This is a genomic window from Streptomyces dangxiongensis (assembly GCF_003675325.1).
Lineage (GTDB): Bacteria > Actinomycetota > Actinomycetes > Streptomycetales > Streptomycetaceae > Streptomyces > Streptomyces dangxiongensis.
In genome coordinates this window covers 6,684,313-6,701,073 of sequence record NZ_CP033073.1, presented here as the reverse complement: position 1 = coordinate 6,701,073, position 16,761 = coordinate 6,684,313, and the positions used below count along the sequence as shown (strand labels likewise).

19 protein-coding genes and 2 pseudogenes are annotated in these 16,761 nt (G+C 70.3%); 14 read left to right on the top strand and 7 right to left on the bottom strand.

The features are described 5' to 3' along the window. Window positions 1-30 precede the first annotated feature (30 nt). The 3 genes from D9753_RS30345 to D9753_RS30335 all read right to left on the bottom strand — a co-directional run bounded on the left by D9753_RS30345 (window position 31) and on the right by D9753_RS30335 (window position 2,255). Window positions 31-438 (bottom strand): restriction endonuclease fold toxin-2 domain-containing protein, encoded by a 408-nt coding sequence (locus D9753_RS30345; protein ID WP_240468320.1) that lies wholly within the window; start codon window positions 436-438, stop codon window positions 31-33. Window positions 439-514: 76 nt separating this feature from the next. Next, window positions 515-1,219, bottom strand: a complete 705-nt coding sequence (locus tag D9753_RS30340) for a hypothetical protein (protein ID WP_121789897.1) — start codon at window positions 1,217-1,219, stop codon at window positions 515-517. A gap of 349 nt (window positions 1,220-1,568) precedes the next feature. Continuing rightward, entirely contained in the window at window positions 1,569-2,255 is a 687-nt protein-coding gene (locus D9753_RS30335) for an ATP-binding protein (RefSeq protein WP_121789896.1), read from the bottom strand. Between the two features lie 311 nt (window positions 2,256-2,566). Here D9753_RS30335 and D9753_RS30330 point away from each other — a divergent pair, with 311 nt between their 5' ends. Further along, window positions 2,567-3,190, top strand: coding sequence for a nucleotidyltransferase domain-containing protein (locus D9753_RS30330; protein WP_121789895.1), 624 nt, complete (start codon window positions 2,567-2,569; stop codon window positions 3,188-3,190). On the opposite strand, the gene D9753_RS30325 is transcribed toward D9753_RS30330, so the two are convergent. Genes D9753_RS30325 through D9753_RS30315 form a run of 3 tightly spaced genes read right to left on the bottom strand, consistent with a single transcriptional unit; the run spans window position 3,177 to window position 6,135 of the window. Further along, window positions 3,177-3,635, bottom strand: a complete 459-nt coding sequence (locus D9753_RS30325) for a PPC domain-containing DNA-binding protein (protein ID WP_121789894.1) — start codon at window positions 3,633-3,635, stop codon at window positions 3,177-3,179. The two genes, D9753_RS30330 and D9753_RS30325, sit on opposite strands and share 14 nt — an antisense overlap. A 26-nt stretch (window positions 3,636-3,661) precedes the next feature. Beyond that, window positions 3,662-4,663: an asparaginase gene (locus tag D9753_RS30320; protein ID WP_121789893.1), complete on the bottom strand. Its 1,002-nt coding sequence runs from the start codon at window positions 4,661-4,663 to the stop codon at window positions 3,662-3,664. 59 nt (window positions 4,664-4,722) lie between these two features. Beyond that, window positions 4,723-6,135: a helix-turn-helix domain-containing protein gene (locus D9753_RS30315; RefSeq protein WP_163010831.1), complete on the bottom strand. Its 1,413-nt coding sequence runs from the start codon at window positions 6,133-6,135 to the stop codon at window positions 4,723-4,725. 306 nt (window positions 6,136-6,441) lie between these two features. On the opposite strand from D9753_RS30315, the gene D9753_RS37185 reads away from it, so the two are divergent. From D9753_RS37185 to D9753_RS30265, 11 genes are all read left to right on the top strand, one after another. Next, a complete protein-coding gene (locus D9753_RS37185) occupies window positions 6,442-7,203 on the top strand; it encodes a hypothetical protein (protein ID WP_205614301.1) in 762 nt (253 codons plus the stop codon). Next, window positions 7,200-7,886: a dTMP kinase gene (locus tag D9753_RS30305; RefSeq protein ID WP_121789891.1), complete on the top strand. Its 687-nt coding sequence runs from the start codon at window positions 7,200-7,202 to the stop codon at window positions 7,884-7,886. Before D9753_RS37185 ends, D9753_RS30305 begins: the two co-directional genes overlap by 4 nt. After that, a complete protein-coding gene (locus D9753_RS30300) occupies window positions 7,879-8,748 on the top strand; it encodes an isocitrate lyase/phosphoenolpyruvate mutase family protein (RefSeq protein WP_205614300.1) in 870 nt (289 codons plus the stop codon). Before D9753_RS30305 ends, D9753_RS30300 begins: the two co-directional genes overlap by 8 nt. Beyond that, on the top strand, window positions 8,739-9,209 hold the full coding sequence (locus D9753_RS30295) for an NUDIX domain-containing protein (protein ID WP_121789890.1): 471 nt from the start codon (window positions 8,739-8,741) through the stop codon (window positions 9,207-9,209). The genes D9753_RS30300 and D9753_RS30295 overlap by 10 nt, the downstream gene beginning before the upstream one ends. A 5-nt stretch (window positions 9,210-9,214) precedes the next feature. Further along, a complete protein-coding gene (locus D9753_RS30290; protein WP_121791363.1) occupies window positions 9,215-9,880 on the top strand; it encodes a TylF/MycF/NovP-related O-methyltransferase in 666 nt (221 codons plus the stop codon). Next, window positions 9,877-10,800: an NAD(P)-dependent oxidoreductase gene (locus tag D9753_RS30285; RefSeq protein WP_121789889.1), complete on the top strand. Its 924-nt coding sequence runs from the start codon at window positions 9,877-9,879 to the stop codon at window positions 10,798-10,800. Before D9753_RS30290 ends, D9753_RS30285 begins: the two co-directional genes overlap by 4 nt. Next, the gene (locus D9753_RS30280; RefSeq protein WP_163010830.1) at window positions 10,797-11,660 is read left to right on the top strand and encodes a hypothetical protein; all 864 of its coding nucleotides are present in this window, start codon (window positions 10,797-10,799) and stop codon (window positions 11,658-11,660) included. The genes D9753_RS30285 and D9753_RS30280 overlap by 4 nt, the downstream gene beginning before the upstream one ends. Before the next feature lie 30 nt (window positions 11,661-11,690). Then, window positions 11,691-13,586, top strand: coding sequence for a radical SAM/SPASM domain-containing protein (locus D9753_RS30275; protein ID WP_121789887.1), 1,896 nt, complete (start codon window positions 11,691-11,693; stop codon window positions 13,584-13,586). Then, window positions 13,583-14,302, top strand: a complete 720-nt coding sequence (locus tag D9753_RS30270) for a 2OG-Fe(II) oxygenase (RefSeq protein ID WP_121789886.1) — start codon at window positions 13,583-13,585, stop codon at window positions 14,300-14,302. The genes D9753_RS30275 and D9753_RS30270 overlap by 4 nt, the downstream gene beginning before the upstream one ends. Window positions 14,303-14,392: 90 nt before the next feature. Beyond that, a complete protein-coding gene (locus D9753_RS36750) occupies window positions 14,393-14,554 on the top strand; it encodes a hypothetical protein (RefSeq protein WP_158718651.1) in 162 nt (53 codons plus the stop codon). Window positions 14,555-14,611: 57 nt separating this feature from the next. Then, window positions 14,612-15,502: an aKG-HExxH-type peptide beta-hydroxylase gene (locus D9753_RS30265; protein ID WP_121789885.1), complete on the top strand. Its 891-nt coding sequence runs from the start codon at window positions 14,612-14,614 to the stop codon at window positions 15,500-15,502. Between the two features lie 99 nt (window positions 15,503-15,601). On the opposite strand, the pseudogene D9753_RS30260 reads toward D9753_RS30265, so the two are convergent. Further along, a pseudogene (locus D9753_RS30260) lies at window positions 15,602-15,982 on the bottom strand (ISL3 family transposase); the annotation flags it as partial. Window positions 15,983-16,256: 274 nt separating this feature from the next. On the opposite strand from D9753_RS30260, the gene D9753_RS36745 reads away from it, so the two are divergent. Then, a complete protein-coding gene (locus tag D9753_RS36745; RefSeq protein ID WP_163010829.1) occupies window positions 16,257-16,415 on the top strand; it encodes a hypothetical protein in 159 nt (52 codons plus the stop codon). A 2-nt stretch (window positions 16,416-16,417) separates the two neighbouring features. Next, window positions 16,418-16,549 (top strand): annotated as a pseudogene (locus tag D9753_RS30250) (undecaprenyl-diphosphatase); the annotation flags it as partial. Window positions 16,550-16,761 lie beyond the last annotated feature (212 nt).

Genomic DNA, 16,761 nt, shown 5'->3' with positions numbered 1-16,761 from the left:
GCTCGCTCCCTCATCGTGTGCTGCCATTGGTCAGGGTACGTATCGGGCGTAGCCCTTGACGCCGTAGGCGGCCATCATCACGCGCCAGTAGGCCACGGAATCAGCGTTGTTGGTGACCGTCTCCACGCCCCGCATCTCCTTGTTGCGCGGGTCGTTGAGAGCGGCGTTGTACTTCGTGAGTTCCTTGCGGACCTTGTCGTACAGGAGGTCCTTCTTGCCGGACTCGTGGCTCGCGCGAAGTTCGTCGAGCGAGCGGTAGCACGGCTTGTTCGGCTTGTTGACGTACTTGGCCTCGATCGCCATGCCGTCGCGGTCACGGAAGCCGTCGACCATCAGCGTGCTGTTGGCGCTGATGCCCGGCGGGATGGGGACCTCGTACTCGGGGTATCCGGCGACCCGCTTCTGGTAGGTGACCTCGGCGGGCTTCCCGCCGGACACGTCGCCGACACGCAGAGAGTTCAGCCATGTCTGGAAGTTCTGCTGCTCAGGGGCGCTGAGGGGCGGGAAGCGCGGGTCAGAACGTGTCAGTGGGGCTTATCGGCTGTACGCGAGGACCGTTCGGCGGCCGGTAGCCCACGGGGACCAGGAGGGGCACCCGGATCAGCGGGGCGAGGAAGGGCGGCAAGGACGAAAGGGGCAGGAACCCGCCCCCGTCCGGCTGCGGCATGGGGACCTTGGCCTGCGAGCTGTCGAGCGCCGGCGGGATGTTCCCCAGGCGCGCGATGCGCATGTCGCCGGTGACGAGTTCGTGCAGGCCGCCGTCGTGGCCCTCGCCACCGAACTGCGGTCGTTCCCAGATGGCAAGTGGCTCGCCGAAGAGGGGGCTTTCCTCGTCCGGGATCCTCTGCAGCGCCGTTTCGATGTGCTCCGCGTACACGTCGCAGGCGTGGGCGATCATGCGGCAGGCGGACGGCAGGTTCGCCATCAGGGTCTCGTCCTCGCCCACCTCGGAGGGAGGTGGTGTCTTGCCGACGAACACGGTGAAGAAGGTCTGGACGGCTGCGGCGGTCTCGCCGAGCTGCTGGGCGGTCGCGGTGCGCCAGGCGCTTTCGGAGTCCCAGTAGGCGTCGTCCAGGATGCCCGCCGCCGAACGCCAGGCGTTGGCCGTCCTGCGGAGCTTGTCCCGCTGGCCGTGGAAGCGCGAGCTGAGCAGGTACTGGTCGGTCCAGACTGGTCTCGCCGACGACCTCGGGCAGCTCCTCGGCGTTGTGGCGGCCACGCGGGTTGCAGTCGGGCCGAGGGCTTGGCGCCGATGTCGGGCGGTACGCTCTGGCCGAGCAGGGACGCGGCGATCGCGCTCTCCTGCTTGAGGAAGTCCTCGGTGGCCTTGAGCATGGCGCCCGCTCCGTTCGCCATCACCTGGTGCGCGAGGCCGGCCGCCTCGAAGACGGTCTTCACGGCCGGCTTGTAGACGGCGGCGAAGGCCCGGCCGGCGTTGTCGTCACCCGCCATCCCGCCATGAGCGCTGAGCTCCGTGAACAGCAGACCCAGCATGTCGTAGATCAGGTCCCGCAGCCGCACCATGGACCACGAAGCGTTGACGTGGCTCCCCGCCTTGTGCTGAAGATTCACAACTCCCCCGTGTCTTCGGCCACCAGGCTGTTCGATGGACCGTACACGTTGGCGAGGGGAGGAGCTCCGCCGCACCGGGCACGTGGAGCATCTGTGGCCGATTCCTGCCGGAGGCGGGCTTGACCGCTGCCATCGTGGGATTCTGATGTGCTGTCAAGCTGCCAGAGCCTCGGCTCATTCCCGAACCGGGATGCCCGAGTGCCGTCAGCGTCACTCCCGTCGGACGAGTCTGGCAACGCCGGGGCCAGCACAATCCAGGCGGCCTTGGCGCCACGTTCCGTGACGTGGAACCCCCATTGCCCCTGGGCCAGCTCGTTCACGATGCGCAGACCCCGGCCACGCTCGACGAGCAACCCGCTCGCCTCCTCGGCCGGTTCGGCGTCCGTCGACGACGTGGTACCGCGGTAGAGGCCCGTGGGGAGCAGAGGGTCCCCGTCATGGATCTCGCAGATGTACCTCCCGGCGGCCGAGCGGACGTGCACCTCGTACGGGCCGCACGCGTGCTCGTGCGCGTTCGCCACGAGCTCCGAGACGGCCAGGACGCCGTCACTGACGACGTCCCCGGACAGCCCCATGTCCTTGAGGACACGTCGCAGGACCGCGCGGGCTTCGCCCGTCGGGTTGGGAGTGCGGTCGGTCCAGCGGTACACGAGGCCGAGAGCGGCGGATGGCGCGCTGATCATCGGGCGACGGACCTCCTGTGGGTGACAACGATGGCCTTCTCCCGGGGCTGCGACGTGGTCGCGGAAGCGCGGCCAGTACGCCGCTGAGAGGCATACCGCCGCAGGAAGCACCTGGCTTCGTGCACGCGGCCCCGGAAGGATCGTGGCTCAAGGACCAGCCACGAGGCAGGTCGCGAGTCAGGCACCCAACGATGGATGCCGGTGTCCCTGATGCTCATGGGCGTTTATGAGCGCAGGGGCTGCGAGCGGGCGACAGGGCGACCCGCCGCCGGCCTTCGCTCCGTCCCTCTGATCTCTGGGAGTATGGGCGGGTGGGTGCTGACGTGTTGGGACGCTGGGTGCCGGATCGTCCCGAGGATGTGGCCGCGGTCTTCGCCAAGGCGGACTTCCCGTGGTGGATCGCCGGTGGCTACGCGATCGAACTCGCGGTCGGCCGCGAGCTGCGCGCACACGGCGATCTCGACGTCCTCGTCCTCCGGCGCGACCAGGCCCTCGTACGTGGCCTGCTGGCCGACTGGGACCTGCACGTGGCGGACCCGCCCGGCCAAGGGGAGCTTCGGCCGTGGCGTCCCGGAGAGGTCCTTCAGCCGCCGCTCCACGACATCTGGTGCCGCTGCACGCCCAATGCGCCCTGGTCGGTGCAGCTCATACTGGACGAGGCCGAGGGCACCCAGTGGGTCTCTCGGCGTGACCCGGCGATCCGCCTCCCGATCGACCAGCTCGGACGCACGACCGAGACGGGCATCCCGTATCTCGCGCCCGAGGTCCAGCTCTTCTACAAGGCGAAGGCGACCCGGGACAAGGACGAGACCGACTTCGAAGCGGTGCTGCCGCTGCTCGACGCTCCGGCACGCGCCTGGCTGGCGGACGCGATCAAGGTGATCGCGCCTGGCCACAACTGGCTCCGCCGGCTCCTGCCGGTCAGCCGAACGTGAGCAGCGGCACGTCGTAGAGGTCGGCATTTCGGGGCCGGGTCATCGTGGGCGACGTGACCTCCACGATCAGCAGCTCGCTGAGGAACTGGACCTTGGCGCTGAGGAGGTGGCTCGTCCTGCCGTCGGCCGACTGGGCCTTCAGACCGGCGGAGACGTGGATGTGCGGGAGTATCCCGCCGGTGGCCGGGTCGTGAGCGAGGGTGCCGGCGCCGAACGCCTCGACATTGGTGACGTACGTCTTCGCCCAGACCGGTGCGTCCGGGTCTTCGAGCTTCTCACAGGCACCCACGATCTCGGCCTCTGCGAAGGCTCCGATGAACGAGGGGATGTAGCCCTGCCGTACGCCGTTGTCCCGGCAGCAGGTGGACAGCGCCTCGAAGAAGTCCTCCCCGTGGTCGAAGGTGACGCCGAAGGTACGGCCTACAGTCAGCTCGTGAGCACGCATGCGCGGGTGTCTCCTGAAGAGGTGGGTCAGCGGGCGAAGGCGGTGGTGAAGGTCTCTCGGACCGCAGCCCCGTCGGCGCCCTGGGCGAGCAGGGCCTGCAGCAGGAGCCGGGCGTGGTACGGGCCGATGTCGCCAGCGCCGATGAGTCCTCGTCCGAGGAGGTCCTTCTCGGAACCGGGGAAGCCGTACGTGTCCGAGAGGACAGGCCCGTTGCCGATGCGGGAGGCGAGGACCACGGGGATGCGGGACGCGAGCTTGGTGAGCCCTTCGACCAGACGCTCCGGGACGTGGCCGACGCCGAAGGCCGCGACCACGAGCCCGTCGCAGTTGCCGTCCCACAGGTCGAGCAGTGCGCCGTCGTCGCCAAGGGTGACGACGTAGAGCCCGACACGCGCCTCACGGTCGGGGGCACCGACCATCGGCCCGCGGGGCGGTAGGGCGCCCACCATCCGCACCCGGTTCTCCGCGACCCGCGCGATCGGTCCGCACGACGGTGAGGTGAAGGCGGCTGGGCTGGTGGTGTGGGACTTGCGGACGGTCCGGGCCGAGTGGATCTCGTCGCCGAGTACGACGAGGCAGCCGGCGCCCCTGAGTCCAGGGTCGGCCGCGGCCAGGACAGCGGCGTACAGGTTGGCCGGACCGTCGGCGCCGGGCAGGGTGGGGTTGCGCATCGCGCCGGTGACGACGACCGGCTGCTCGTGGCCGTGGTAGAGGTCGAGGAGGAAGGCGGTCTCCTCGATGGTGTCGGTGCCCTGGGTGATGACGACGCCGTCGACGTCCCCGGTCTCCAGCTCCACCGCGATCGCGGCCGACAGTGCAGTGAGGTCCTCGAAGGTCAGGGAGGCACCGGGGAGGCGTCGGAAGTCCCGCACCTTGAGGCCGATTCCGCTCGTGGCCAGGGCGGGCACCGCGGCGAGGAGTTCGTGGGCCGAGAGCGCGGGTACGACGCCTCCGATGGTGGGATCGGTGGTCATGGCGATCGTGCCGCCGAGGGAGAAGACCGCCACGTTCCTGACCGACTCCGTCATATCCCCTGCTCCCCTGTCCGGACGCCGCCGAGCGCGGCCTCGCGAGTGGTTCACGCAGGCTATCGGGTCGGCGCCGTCCGGGTACGCGGAACGATCACCAACTGCTCGGCCACAAAGCGGCAGGCGGCCTCCAGCCCTTCGAGGCCGAGCAACCGGCTGCGCGGCCGGGCCAGCCGCTCCGTGCCGACGGCCGACACCTGTGCGCACCGGCGACCGAGCCAGGAGGCGTTGAGGCCGAGGTACTCCGCCGTTGCCGCGAGGCGCTGTCCGGCCTGCTCGGCCGCCGTGGCCGAGTGGTGGCTGACGTGGCCGGTCACGTCAGCGAACGTGCGCAGGGCCCCCGGCCGCACGGTGACCGCGAGGTGCGACGCCCCCTCGGTCCGCACCCATGAGGCGATGACAGCTCGGCGCCCGTGGGAGAGGGCGAAACCGTCGGTGTGTGCGAAGCCTCCGTCGTCCGTCACCCACGTACGGATACCGAAGGACTCCATGAGCGCGATGGCCAGGAACATCAGAACGCGCTCGTACGCCGGCGAGGAGGCGACCGCCGTCTCCGGGACGCAGAACCCCCGGCCGCTGGTACCGCCTGGACGCAGGGGCGCCATTCGTTCGAGGTAGCGGTACTTGTGCCGGAAGAACAGCCAGGTGGCGGCCTCCTCACCACGCTGTTCCCTGGTCCAGAAGACGGGTGCGTCGCCCAGGTGGTCACGGTGGCCCAGGATGTACCGGGCTGCGGTCTCCGAGCCGATCAGCATCGTGGACACTTCGGTCAGGCCGTGGTCGGAGGCGAGCGGCGAGCCTGGGGAAGCGGTGAGCGAAGCCAGCGAGGCGTGCAGGGCCTGGTCGTCGCCGAGCAGCGCCGCCTCGAATCCCGACATGGCCCATAGGATGCCGTATGTCAGGTCGTCCAGTTCGTACGCGGCCGGGACGTCGACCGGGTTGGAGGCGGTGCCGCGTACGCCGCTCGGCCTGTTGTCGGTGACGAACTGCCGGACCGCCCCGTCCACCGTGCGGTTCGCGACGACGAGCGCGCGCATCGGCATGGTGCGCCAGGCGTCCAGCTCCGGGCGGGAGTCGAGTCGCAGGCTGTCCCCGATGAAGGAGGCCGCGGGAAGGGTCAGCACGGGCAGCGCCGTCGTCGAGACGGACCGGCCGGCGGGTAACAGAAGCTGGCCTGGGCCTTCGGGCAGCGCCACGTACCCACGGGCCCCGGTGTCCGCCGTTTCTGGTCGGCTCGTGGCGTCCGGGGTGTGCGGATCGGCCGTGGGCAGGAGCCCGAGCAGTTCCTCCGGAACTCCCAACGCATCGGTCCACTGGACGAACTGCCGTCGGTCTCGGATCCGTTTGAGCCCGCGCTCGAGTCTGCTGACCTCGGCTTGGTCGATGCTGACCATCCGCGCCACGCCGGCCTGGGAGAGGCCCGTGTGCTTCCTGAACAGCTTGACGACGGTGCCGAGTTCCCAAGCGGCCACGGCTCGCCGGACCGTCGGATCACGCCAGAAGGCCGGGTCGGCCCGCCGGGCCGCCAGCCCGTCCTGGCACGAGGCGCATCGTGTACCGGCGTTGAAGCGACTGAGAAGGGCACCGCAGCGCGTGCACCGCCGCTGTCCGCTGTCGACCATGGTCGGCATTCTCCCTCGCTCCGCGACCACCCGGACACGTTCCGCTGGTGGGGCTCATAAACAGTCATAGGCGTCGGCCTTCGTGGCGGCCATCGTTGTGGGGCACCACCGATCGGAGCCGCGTGCCGCGACTCCCCGGACGTGAGGATCCGACCTGTGACCTCCTTGACCCTGCCGCCACTGCCCCCCGGTTCGCCGCCGCTGGCCCACGCCTGGCAGACGCTGGCGGACGGGCTGCTGACCCAGCGGCTCCATCTCCATCTCGACGAATGGCGGGCTGCCGTCGCCGAGAAGAAGGCGCTGCCCGACGTGCCGGGCGCCGATGTCTCCGTGCTGGCCCAGCGCCCGTCCCTGCTGGCGGCAGGCGACGAGTCCGCGATGGCGTTGTTGGAGGACGCCGGGCTCGGCTTCTGGTGGGAGCTGCCCCAACGACACGGAACGGAGTCGCGGGGCCAACGCGGGGCACTTCACCGCGCCGCCGACACCGCTGCCCAGAGCATCCTCGCGGAGCAGTCCGAGGTGGCGTGGTCCGACGCCGTGACCGCCGCCAGCGCCGCCGCCGCGTGGTGGGCGGGCTTCTTCACGGTCATCCGCCACCGCGGGGTGCACCACATCACGCTGGAGCCGCACCCGAGCCCGCTCCACGAGCAGGCCCTGAGCACCGCGGTGAGCGTCGTGGCCCACGGCATGGCCACGCGGGTGCTGGAGGCAGCGCTGCGTAACTCCGACGATAACCCGGCCCTCCGCGCCGCGTACTGCCGGGCAATCGAGGCCGGCATCTGCGCCGAGCCCGAGCTGCCCCGCCTCATCGACGAGTTGGCGGAGCTCCGGCTCGTGGACCTGGTATCCACCACGGCCCGCTGGCGAGGCCGCTTCACCAAGTACGCCGGCGGCACGGGAGCGGGGCAGGTCGAATGAACCACCGCTATCCGTTCATCGTCATCGAGGGGCTCGACGGCACCGGCAAGACGACGCTGCGTAAGGGCCTGTTCCGGCTCTGGGAGGGGCTCTACGGCGTCACCCCGCTGTGCATGCTCACCACCAACTTCCTCGCCGCCGACCAGGCCGCCGCCATCGTCACCGGCAAGTACCAGCCGAACACCGGGAACCGTGACGCCTACCTGTCCGCGATCGCGACGGACAAGCGGGCCACGCTGGATCGCCTCGTGCTCCCCCAGCGGCCGGCCCGGCCCGTGATCGCGGATCGCTGGCTCCTCAGCGAGCTTGCCTTCTTCGCCGTGAAGCACGGCAGGAGGGCGTCGGAGACGTACGAGACGCTGGCCGCGCACCTCACCGTGGCCCCCGATCTCACACTCGTCCTGGACCTGGAGACCGACGCCTCGATGAGCCGGGCGCAGGCCCGCCAGGGTGACGCCGTCCGGGCCGACTGGGACGTGCACGACGTCCAGAGCCGGGTGCGCGAGACCTACGAGGCCGTGGTCTCGAAACCCGACGAGTTCCCGCTCCTCGGCGACGTGGTCCGCCTGGACGCCCGCCGGCCTAGGTCCGAGGTGCTGCTCGCCGCCTGGGACGTACTACGGCAACGGCAGCTGGTGCCGCCGGTCGCCGCCCGCACGGAAGGAGCAGAGACCCATGGCTGACGGCATGAAGGCGATGCATCTGCGCAAGGCCCTCGCCGACAGCGAGCGAAAGCACCCGCTCCTGGCGATCGGTGCGGTGAACGCGCTCGCCGCGCACGTCGCGGCGGAAGCGGGCTTCGACGCCCTGTGGGTGAGCGGTCTGGAGGTGTCCGCGGCCTCCGGGCTGCCGGACGCCAACGTCCTGGGCCCGCGCGACCTGTCCGACGTCGTCGCCTCGCTCGGCCGTGTCACCGAACTGCCCGTCATCGTGGACATCGACAACGCGGGCGGTTCGGGGCGCACGGCGGAGCGGTTCGCGTCCGACCTGATGCGCGCCGGAGCCGCGGCGGTGTGTGTCGAGGACAGCGCGTACCCGAAGTGCAACAGCTTCGCGGCCCACCGGGCCCAGAACCTAGCCGACCGGGACCTGCTGTGCGAGCAGGTGGGGCGCATACGGAAGATCGCCGGTGACGGCCTCATGGTCGTGGCCCGCACCGAGGCCCTGATCGCCGGTGAGGACATGGCCACGGCGATCGCCCGTGCCGAGGCGTACGCCGAGGCCGGAGCGGATGCGGTGCTCATCCACTCCAAGGACGCGACCGGTGAGCAGGCGCGGGTCATCGGGCGAGCTTGGAGTCACGGAGAGCCGCTGGTCAGCGTGCCCACGGCGTTCCCCGACCTGAGCGCCGCCGAACTCGGCGAGGCCGGCTTCCACCTCTGCATCTACGCGAACCAGCTCAGCCGTGCCGCCCTCGCGGGTATGCGTGCCGCCGCCCGTCAGTTCCGGCACGGAGGGAGTTTTCGCTCCACCGTTGCGGGGTCTCTGGCGGAGGTCGGCGACCTGATGCGCGTCGGCGAGCCGGAGGCGCTGTCGTGCGTCTGACACCCGAGCTGCCTCGGATCAGTGTCTCCGTGAAGGCGGCGATCGTGCGCGACGGCGCCGTCCTGCTGCTGTCGTACGACGACGAGGCCGGGTTCCACTACAACCTTCCCGGCGGCAAGGCCCAGGTTGGCGAGGACCTGCGCCAGGCCGTGAACCGCAAGGTCGCGCAGGAGACCGGCCTGCAGGTCGTGGCCCGGCGTCTGCTGTGCGTCGTCGAGTACGTCCCCGAGTCATGGCAGGGCGAGTTCGGAGACGTACAGAAGGTCCAGTTCAACTTCCTCGCGGAGCAGGTGGACGACGCAGAGCCGCGCATGCCGGAACCGCCGGACCCCATCCAGGTGGGCTTCGAGTGGGTTCCGCTGGAACGTCTGAGCGACGTCTACCTCTTGCCCCGCATCAACCACCCGCTGTCGGCGGCGTTGAACGGGGAGCTCGCCGACCCCTTCGTGGACAGGTGGTGACCTTCATGGATCCAATGCTGAAGGATCTGCGGGAGTGGCTGCTACGGGAGCACGCCGGCACGGTCTGTGCCGACCGGCTCCGCGTGATCGCCGCCGAGCTCGCCGACCTGACCGCTCGCCGTCTGCCGGGACCCGTGGTGGAACTCGGCTGCTACAGGGGCGCGATGGCCCTCTGGATCCGTAGCGTGCTCGAATCGCTGGGCGACCACGACCGCGAGATCCATATCTACGACTCCTTCCAGGGCATGCCCGCGCCCGGTGCCGAGGACTCGGATCATCTGGCGGCGGGCGAGCTCCGGTCGTCTCCGGACGACGTGCGCGCCACGCACGCGGCCTGGGGCAGGCCGGCACCGGTCATCCATCCCGGGTGGTTCGACGAGACCCTTCCCAAGGAGCTGCCCGACGAGATCGCGTTCGCCTACCTGGACGGCGACTTCTACGACTCGACCCTCACGGGCCTCACGCACTGCGTCACTCGCCTGGTGCCGACCGGCGTGCTGCTCGTCGACGACTACGCGGACACGGCGGTCAACCCGCGGGCCTGGGACGGGCTCCCGGGGGTGAAGCGCGCCTGCGACGTGTACTTCGGCGCGCTTTCGCCCGTGACCGTCGTCGTCGGCGAGGGCGATCTCGCCTTCGGCCGGTACGAGAAGCCGGAGTTCCCCGGATGAGCGCTGTCCTGGTGCTACGCGGTGCGGCGGACGCGAGCGCGCTCCGCCGCGCCCTGCCCGATGTCCCCGTAAACGAGTTGCCGAACCTGGACTCCCCTCTGCCCGCCGACACGGCCGTGCTCGTCCTGCGTTCCGGCGTCCGTGTCGGCGAGAGGGAGCTGGACGCGCTCCCTCACCTGCGGCACGTCGTACGGGCCGGCTCCGGCATCGACCACATCGACGTGAGCGCCCTCCGGCACCGTGGCATCACACTGCACCGCAACGCCGAGGCCGGGGCGGGCGCGGTGGGCGAGTGGGTCCTCGCCGCTGCCCTCGCCCTGGCCCGGCGGATCCCCTTGGGCCATCACGCGCTGCTGCTCGGCCAGCACGAGAAGCAGGCGTGTATGGGAGCGTCACTCGGCACCCTGGCCGCAGCCATCTGGGGCGCGGGCCCGGTGGGGCTGGCCGCCGACTGGGCCCTCGCCCCCTACGTGGGCCGCACGGCCTTCGCCGCGTGGCCGTCGAACCCTCCCGGTCTGCGAGAGCTGTCGCCTACAGCCCTTGTGGAGCAGTCGCAGGTGCACGTGATCGCTCTGCCGCTGCGCCCCACGACCGAACAGCTCATCGGCGAGGACTTCCTCGCACGCGTCGCACCGCAGCGGCCTCTGCTCATCTGCGCAGGTCGGCTGGAGACCCTCGACGTGGCCGCCTGCCTGCGGGCACTGGCGGACGGGAGGCTCTCGGGCCTCGCCCTCGACCCGGTCGAGCGGGAGCACCTGCCGCTCCTCACCGGCTCCACGACGCCGCTCAACCTCCTGGCCTCGCCCCACATCGGCGCCCAGCGCTCCGACGTGCGCAGCGTGCTCGACCGATGGGCCGTCGATCTCCTCAAGGAGATCACCGCTGACAACAGGGTCCTGATCGAAGGAGGCCACCGGTGAACCTATCGGCACGATTGCGCCGGGAGATCGCCAACAGAGTCGCCCAGGCGCTGGTCGCGTCCGGCGAGGCCCGCGAGGTCTGGCTGGAGGGGGCCCTCGCCTGCGGCTTCGCCCACGCAGCGAGCGACATCGACCTGCGTGGCATCGTGGACGGCGCCCTTCCGGTGTGGGAGTCGCGCATCGTGGACGGCGTCCGTGTCGACCTCCAGGCGACGGCGCCGCAGCGGGCCGAGGAACTCCGTCACCTGCTCCGCTCCTTCGACGTCCGCCGCGACGACCTTGGATCGTTCCGCCGGGTACGCGCCTCGATGCACGACCTCATGTGTCTGCGTACCGCCCTCTCATACGGCTCCGGGCGCTGGGATCCGGTACTCGCTCCCGAGGAGCGCCAGGGCTACCGGCGCTGGGCGGTCGCCGACCAGGCCGAGGTCGCGGCAAGTCTCGCGGAGGACCTGACCGGCCTCGTCGAGGACGGCCTGGCCGAATCGGCCGGCGTCGTGTGCCGGAAGCTGGAGACCTGCCTCACCGCACTCGGCTGCGCGGCGGTCGGCCACCCGGTCCTCGGCGACAAGTGGCTGCCGCTGCTCGACGCGCAGCCCCGCCCGTCGATCGACGCGGCTCGCGCAGAGACGTGGGAGTGGTTCCGTCCGGTTCAGCGACACGTGACCAGAGCGCTCCTGGACTGCTGGCCCGTCGACGACCCGATGCAGAAGCCTCCCAACCTGGGTGCCCCTGACGCCGGCTGGCTGCCCCAGCGGTACGCCGACGGGTGGTTCCTTCGCCGTGGCGACGTCCACATCCCCATCGCCGGCGGACAGCTTCTCGGGTGGCTGTCCATGGTCTCCACCGATGGCGCGTAGACCGCGCCCCTCCTCCTCCGGAGTCCTCTGATGCCCGTCACCCGCACCGCCTCCATCGACCTGGAGAGTCTCTACGCCCCGCTGTCGAGCACCGGGCCGGACACGGCCGTCTCCGTCATCCTCAAGCTCCGCGGCGAGACCTGCGACATCGACTGCCTGTACTGCTTCGAGAAGCGCAAGGAGTCACCGGGCGGCGCCCGGATCAGCGCGGCACAGGTCCACCGCCTCGGTTCGATCTTCTCCGGGCGTCCGCTCAGCGTCGAACTCCACGGCGGGGAGCCCCTGGCCGCCGGCCGGGAACGGATCGCGGAGATCCTGGACGCGCTCGCCGGTCAGCCGAACGTCATCCGCGTGAGCCTCCAGACCAACGGCCTCCAGCTCGACGACGCCTGGCTGGACCTGTTCGAGCGGCACTGCCCCCAGCTGGAGATCGGCCTCTCCCTCGACGGGGACGCACTGGGGAACTCGTGGCGTGTCGGTTACGACGGCCGCCCCACGTACCCCCGAGTGATCGAAGCCCTGGAACTCCTCGGCCGTCGGGAACGTCGCGTCGGCGTCATCTGCGCCGTCACCCCGTACGTCCTCGGCCGGGCCTCCGAGGTCATGGAGCACCTCGCCTCATTTCCCGCTGTGACGACGGTCAGCCTGGTGCCGTGCTTCGACGCGGCGGTCACCCGTTCGACCACGGTGGCGGGATCCCGTACGCCGACCAGCCGGGCACTCCAGCGACGGGCCATCGGCCCCACCGGCCCGGCATGGGCCGTCACGCCGCGTCAATACGCCGACTTCGTGCTGGATACCGCCCACCACTGGGTCGCCGACGGTCTTTTCCGCCGGGTCAAGCTGGAGCCCGTCGTCTCCGTCATCCGCCGCCTGAGGGGTCTACAAACCCGTTCCTGTCACTTCTCCGACTTGAAGTGCGACCACGTCCTCACCCTTTATCCCGATGACCGCCTGGGAAGCTGTGACGAGCTGCCCTGGCCGCAGGCCGGCCTGGCCGCGCTCGGTGACGTACACGCTGAGGCGGACGTCGCCAGCGCCCAGGGCAGCTCTGCCCTGCTCCGGCAGGCACGCTCCCTGATCACGAAGTGCACGACCTGCGACTACCGCGACACCTGCGGCGCGGGCTGCCCGGCGGTCCGCCTTCGCTTCGCCGCCGCGGGCGACGAAGACGCGTACTGCGACCACCGCATGCGCCTGATCGACGGCGTCGCCGCCCTGCTCACCCAGCCGGATCTCCCGCCGGGCGCCTCCTGTTCCCGGCTGCACTGGCGTCCCGTCCGCCCCAACGACATGCACGACGTCGTGGCGTTCCTGGCCCGCTGGGATGACCCCTCCGCACCACGCCCGCCAGCACGCCTCCAGGTAAGCACCCACGGCAACATCAACACGGTCGGCCTCCCCGGCATTCACGAGGCGGACGACCTCGACCCGCGACACCCCCAGTGGTACGAGGGCATCGAGCCCGGCGTCCGCCCGGTCCTCGACGCGCTCACCGCGGGCTGGAACACCGTCACCTATGACAGCTGCCAGGGCCACGCATACGCCGACCTCCCCGAAGCCGAGCCCCGGTTCCTTTCGGTCGGCATCCTGCCGCGCGACCGCGCCGAGTGCGCGCGAACAGCGGCGCGCCTGTGCCGTGCCGCCGGCCGGGCCGAGTCCTCCCTGCCCGGAGCGTGTTCGTTGGTCCTCGGCCGCAACGAGCTCATGTGCCGCACCACCGGCCGGGTGTATCCGACGCTCGACCTCTATCTCGTACCCTCTGCCGGCACCACGCCTGCCGAGTACTTCGAGGACCTCACCGAGGCCGTGCACGTACTCACGGAAGCCCTGGCCGAAGCCGCCTCTGCCCTGCCGTCCGCCCTCTGCGCCTGCGCCTGCGCCTGCGCAACCGAAGCCCACTCCAGCGATGGAGGCGAGCAGTGATCCACATCGCCGAGACGCTGTCCATCCGGACCGTGGAGGGCTTCCTCAGACCGAACGAGATCGAGCGCCTCAACGACGTCATGGACGACGCGCTCGGCCCCCTCGGGCGCGACCGGTACGGCGCGGGCCGCCATACGACCATCCACGAGATCCCCGGTCACTCCCCCGCCGAGGCGCAGGACGTCTACGAGCCGGCCGGCCGGATCGAGATGACCGACATCCCGTACGAGGCGACCACCCTCCTCGACCAGGCCCTCAAGCTCCACATGGCCGCCATCACGCGCACCCTTCCGTCGGTCACCGGCCACCGGCCGTGGATCTACCTCGAGTACGGCGCCGGCCAGTACATCACCCCGCATGCCGACGGCATCGCCCCCGATCCCCTCACCCGTCCCCGGCAGATCGCCGCCGCGACGGTCACGCTCACGGACATCCAGGACACAGGCGGGGCGTTCTACGTGGAGACCACGGGCAGCGACGCCGCCTGGACCGCCGACGAGGCGCCGACCGGGTCGGGTTACGCCCCGGGTATGCGCTTCGCACACGACGGAACAGACATGTCCTCCCCCTGGTTTCGTGCCATGCCCCGCACCCGCTGGAGCGTCGCACCCGCTCCCGGCACTCTCGTGGTCTTCGGCAGCCAGCTCGTCCACGGCACCGAACCGGTCCGCGTCGGCCGCGTTCGCAAGTTCCTGACGCTCTTCGTCTCCGAGTAAGGAGCCATGCATCCGTGACCGGCCCCCGCGGCCCGCCCGCACCAGCCCTTCGCCCCGACCCACCGCCCCTACCTGAGGAGAGAGCGAGCAGTGGCAGACGACAAGACGTTCGACGAGTTCCTGGAGGCGGTCGCGTCCCTGCGTGACAGCGACCCCGTGCGCACCACCGCGCACACCTCCAACGCGGCCACCGAGACCTGGCTGGCCACCACGGTGCAGCCTGACGCCGCTGAGCCCACGACCGAGTCCTGACCCGCCACGGGGCCGGGCCCGTCCCGGTCCGGCCCCGTTCTACTCCCGGAGCCCCAGATGAGCGCTCTCTCCCCGGAAGCTCTGGTCGCCCTCGGCGGTATCGCCGACCACCAGCGCCAACGGACCAGACGTATCGCCTCCGTACTCGGCAACCGCCTCGGCTCGTCCGCCCTCGACTACGCGGTGGCCCACCACCTGCTCGAAGGCGCCGAACATGCGGCGCGCGCCCGGGACGCGGACCGCCTCGCCTGGTACCGCCGTACGACGGTGCGAGACCTGACCCACCTGTCGGTCGGCCCGCACATCGTGCTCAGACCGCGCCCCGCGGACCTGCTCCGCTCGGAGATCTCCGAGACCGCGTACTACCTCGTAGGCCCCGACGCCAGCCCTGCCCCACCCGAGGCCCTTGGACTCGTTCGTGCCGCCCTCGCCTCCGCGACCGAGCACGGCTTCGGCGCCCTGCTCACCCAGCACGCCCCCGTCATCTGCCTGCTCAACCGCCGCCGACTCGACGAGACCCTCCACAGCTGGGCCCTCACCCGCCTCCCGGGCACGGTCTTCACCGACTACACCGCGCACCCCGAGGTCCTGGCCCGCGACCTGATCCACGAGGCCGCCCACAACTGGCTCAACGACGCCTTGGCCGCACACGACGTGCATCTCCCCGCCGACGTCACCTTCTTCTCCCCCTGGCGGGGAACTCCTCGTCCCGTCTACGGCTTCCTTCACGCCTGCTGGGCCTTCTCCCTCACCGTGCTGTACACGCGGCAGGCCCGCTGCAGCGCCACAGGTGCGTTGGTTCACTTCCTTGATGCCCATCTGCGCCAGCAAGAGGGCCAGTTCGCCTCCGTGTCCGACGCACTGGCGGAGGCGCTCTCCTACGTGTCCGCCAAGGTGGTCCGTGATCACGTCAGCCGCGCTGTAACGAGGGCCCTTCAACCGGCATAGCACCAGCGTGCTCTTGTCGGCACCGCATCCTCGCTGGGGCAACTGGTGACGGCATTTCATGAAGCCCCTGAAGATGCAGCGGCGAAGGTCTCCCACCTCCACTCGATCAATCGGCGCTTCACGGCGCACGCGCCAGAGGTGCCATCGGTCGCTGATCTGGACCGCGTCGGGCAGGGCGCGGCGGATGGTCTCTGCGTAGGTGGCCGAGCCGTCCCGGCAAACGATCTCGATACCAGGATGTTCGCGCAGCCAGGACTCCAGCGTTGCGGCCTCTCGGTCAGGCAGGACTGCGACGCGTCGGCCGGTTTCGGCGTCCGTGATGATCGTGGCGTAGCGGTGGCGACGCCGCAGGGCGAAATCGTCCACGCCGATCACCTGCGGGATGGCCTGCTGCGGCAGCGGCAGGCGCCGCAGGTGACGCAGCGCGGTGCTGCGCGAGACGGGCACGGCCAGCAGGCCGGCGAGGCGTGCGGCCGCCCGCCTCAAGACCCGCACCCTCTACAACGAGGCCACCGCCTGGTCACACCACGCAACCCTCCCAGCCGCAGCTTGACAGCACTACGCGTGGGATGTCTGACAGCCGGACCCCGACCCGACGAAGACCAGAACGGAGGGAACCCGCAGTCTCCGGCCCCGTGGAACCCGGCGCAGCCGCAGCGACACGCGACGACCTCGCCCGACACCCTCGGGACAAACTGGGGTGAACTGATCACCTCAAGAAACAGCGATCACCGCCGACGCATCGAGGCTGACCATGGAGCAGGAGATTGCCGATTCGCTGCAAACCAGGTGGCTGCGCTTCCTGGCCGGCGAGGGAGAGCACTGGAAGGTGCCATCTCCCACTACTCTTCGATTCGATCTTGAAGAGTGGTGGAAACAGCAGGTCAAAGCCGCTCAGGACCTCGACGCATGAACTGGTTCATGAAGTGGATCTCCAACAAGAGCTTCATGCCGTTCGTCTGGTACCGCGTCGCCCTCGGCATCGTCATCATCGCCCTGGTCTCGGCGGGCGTCCTGAGCCCGCACGCGGCCGAGTCCGCGAGCTGACCCCGGCCCGCGCGAACCACCCCCGCGTTGCCTGGAGCGCCGTCGCGCGTCGGCGCCCGACTCCCCCGCCCCGCTGCCGTTTCGGACATCTCCCGCGCCCTTCCGCCCGGCGCGCCAGACCGGCATATGCCTTCTGGGCTGGGTGGACGTACGGGACCGGGGGTACGGCGCAGGCCTCGGCCGTGACCGAGCCCATACCTGCTGTGTAGCCA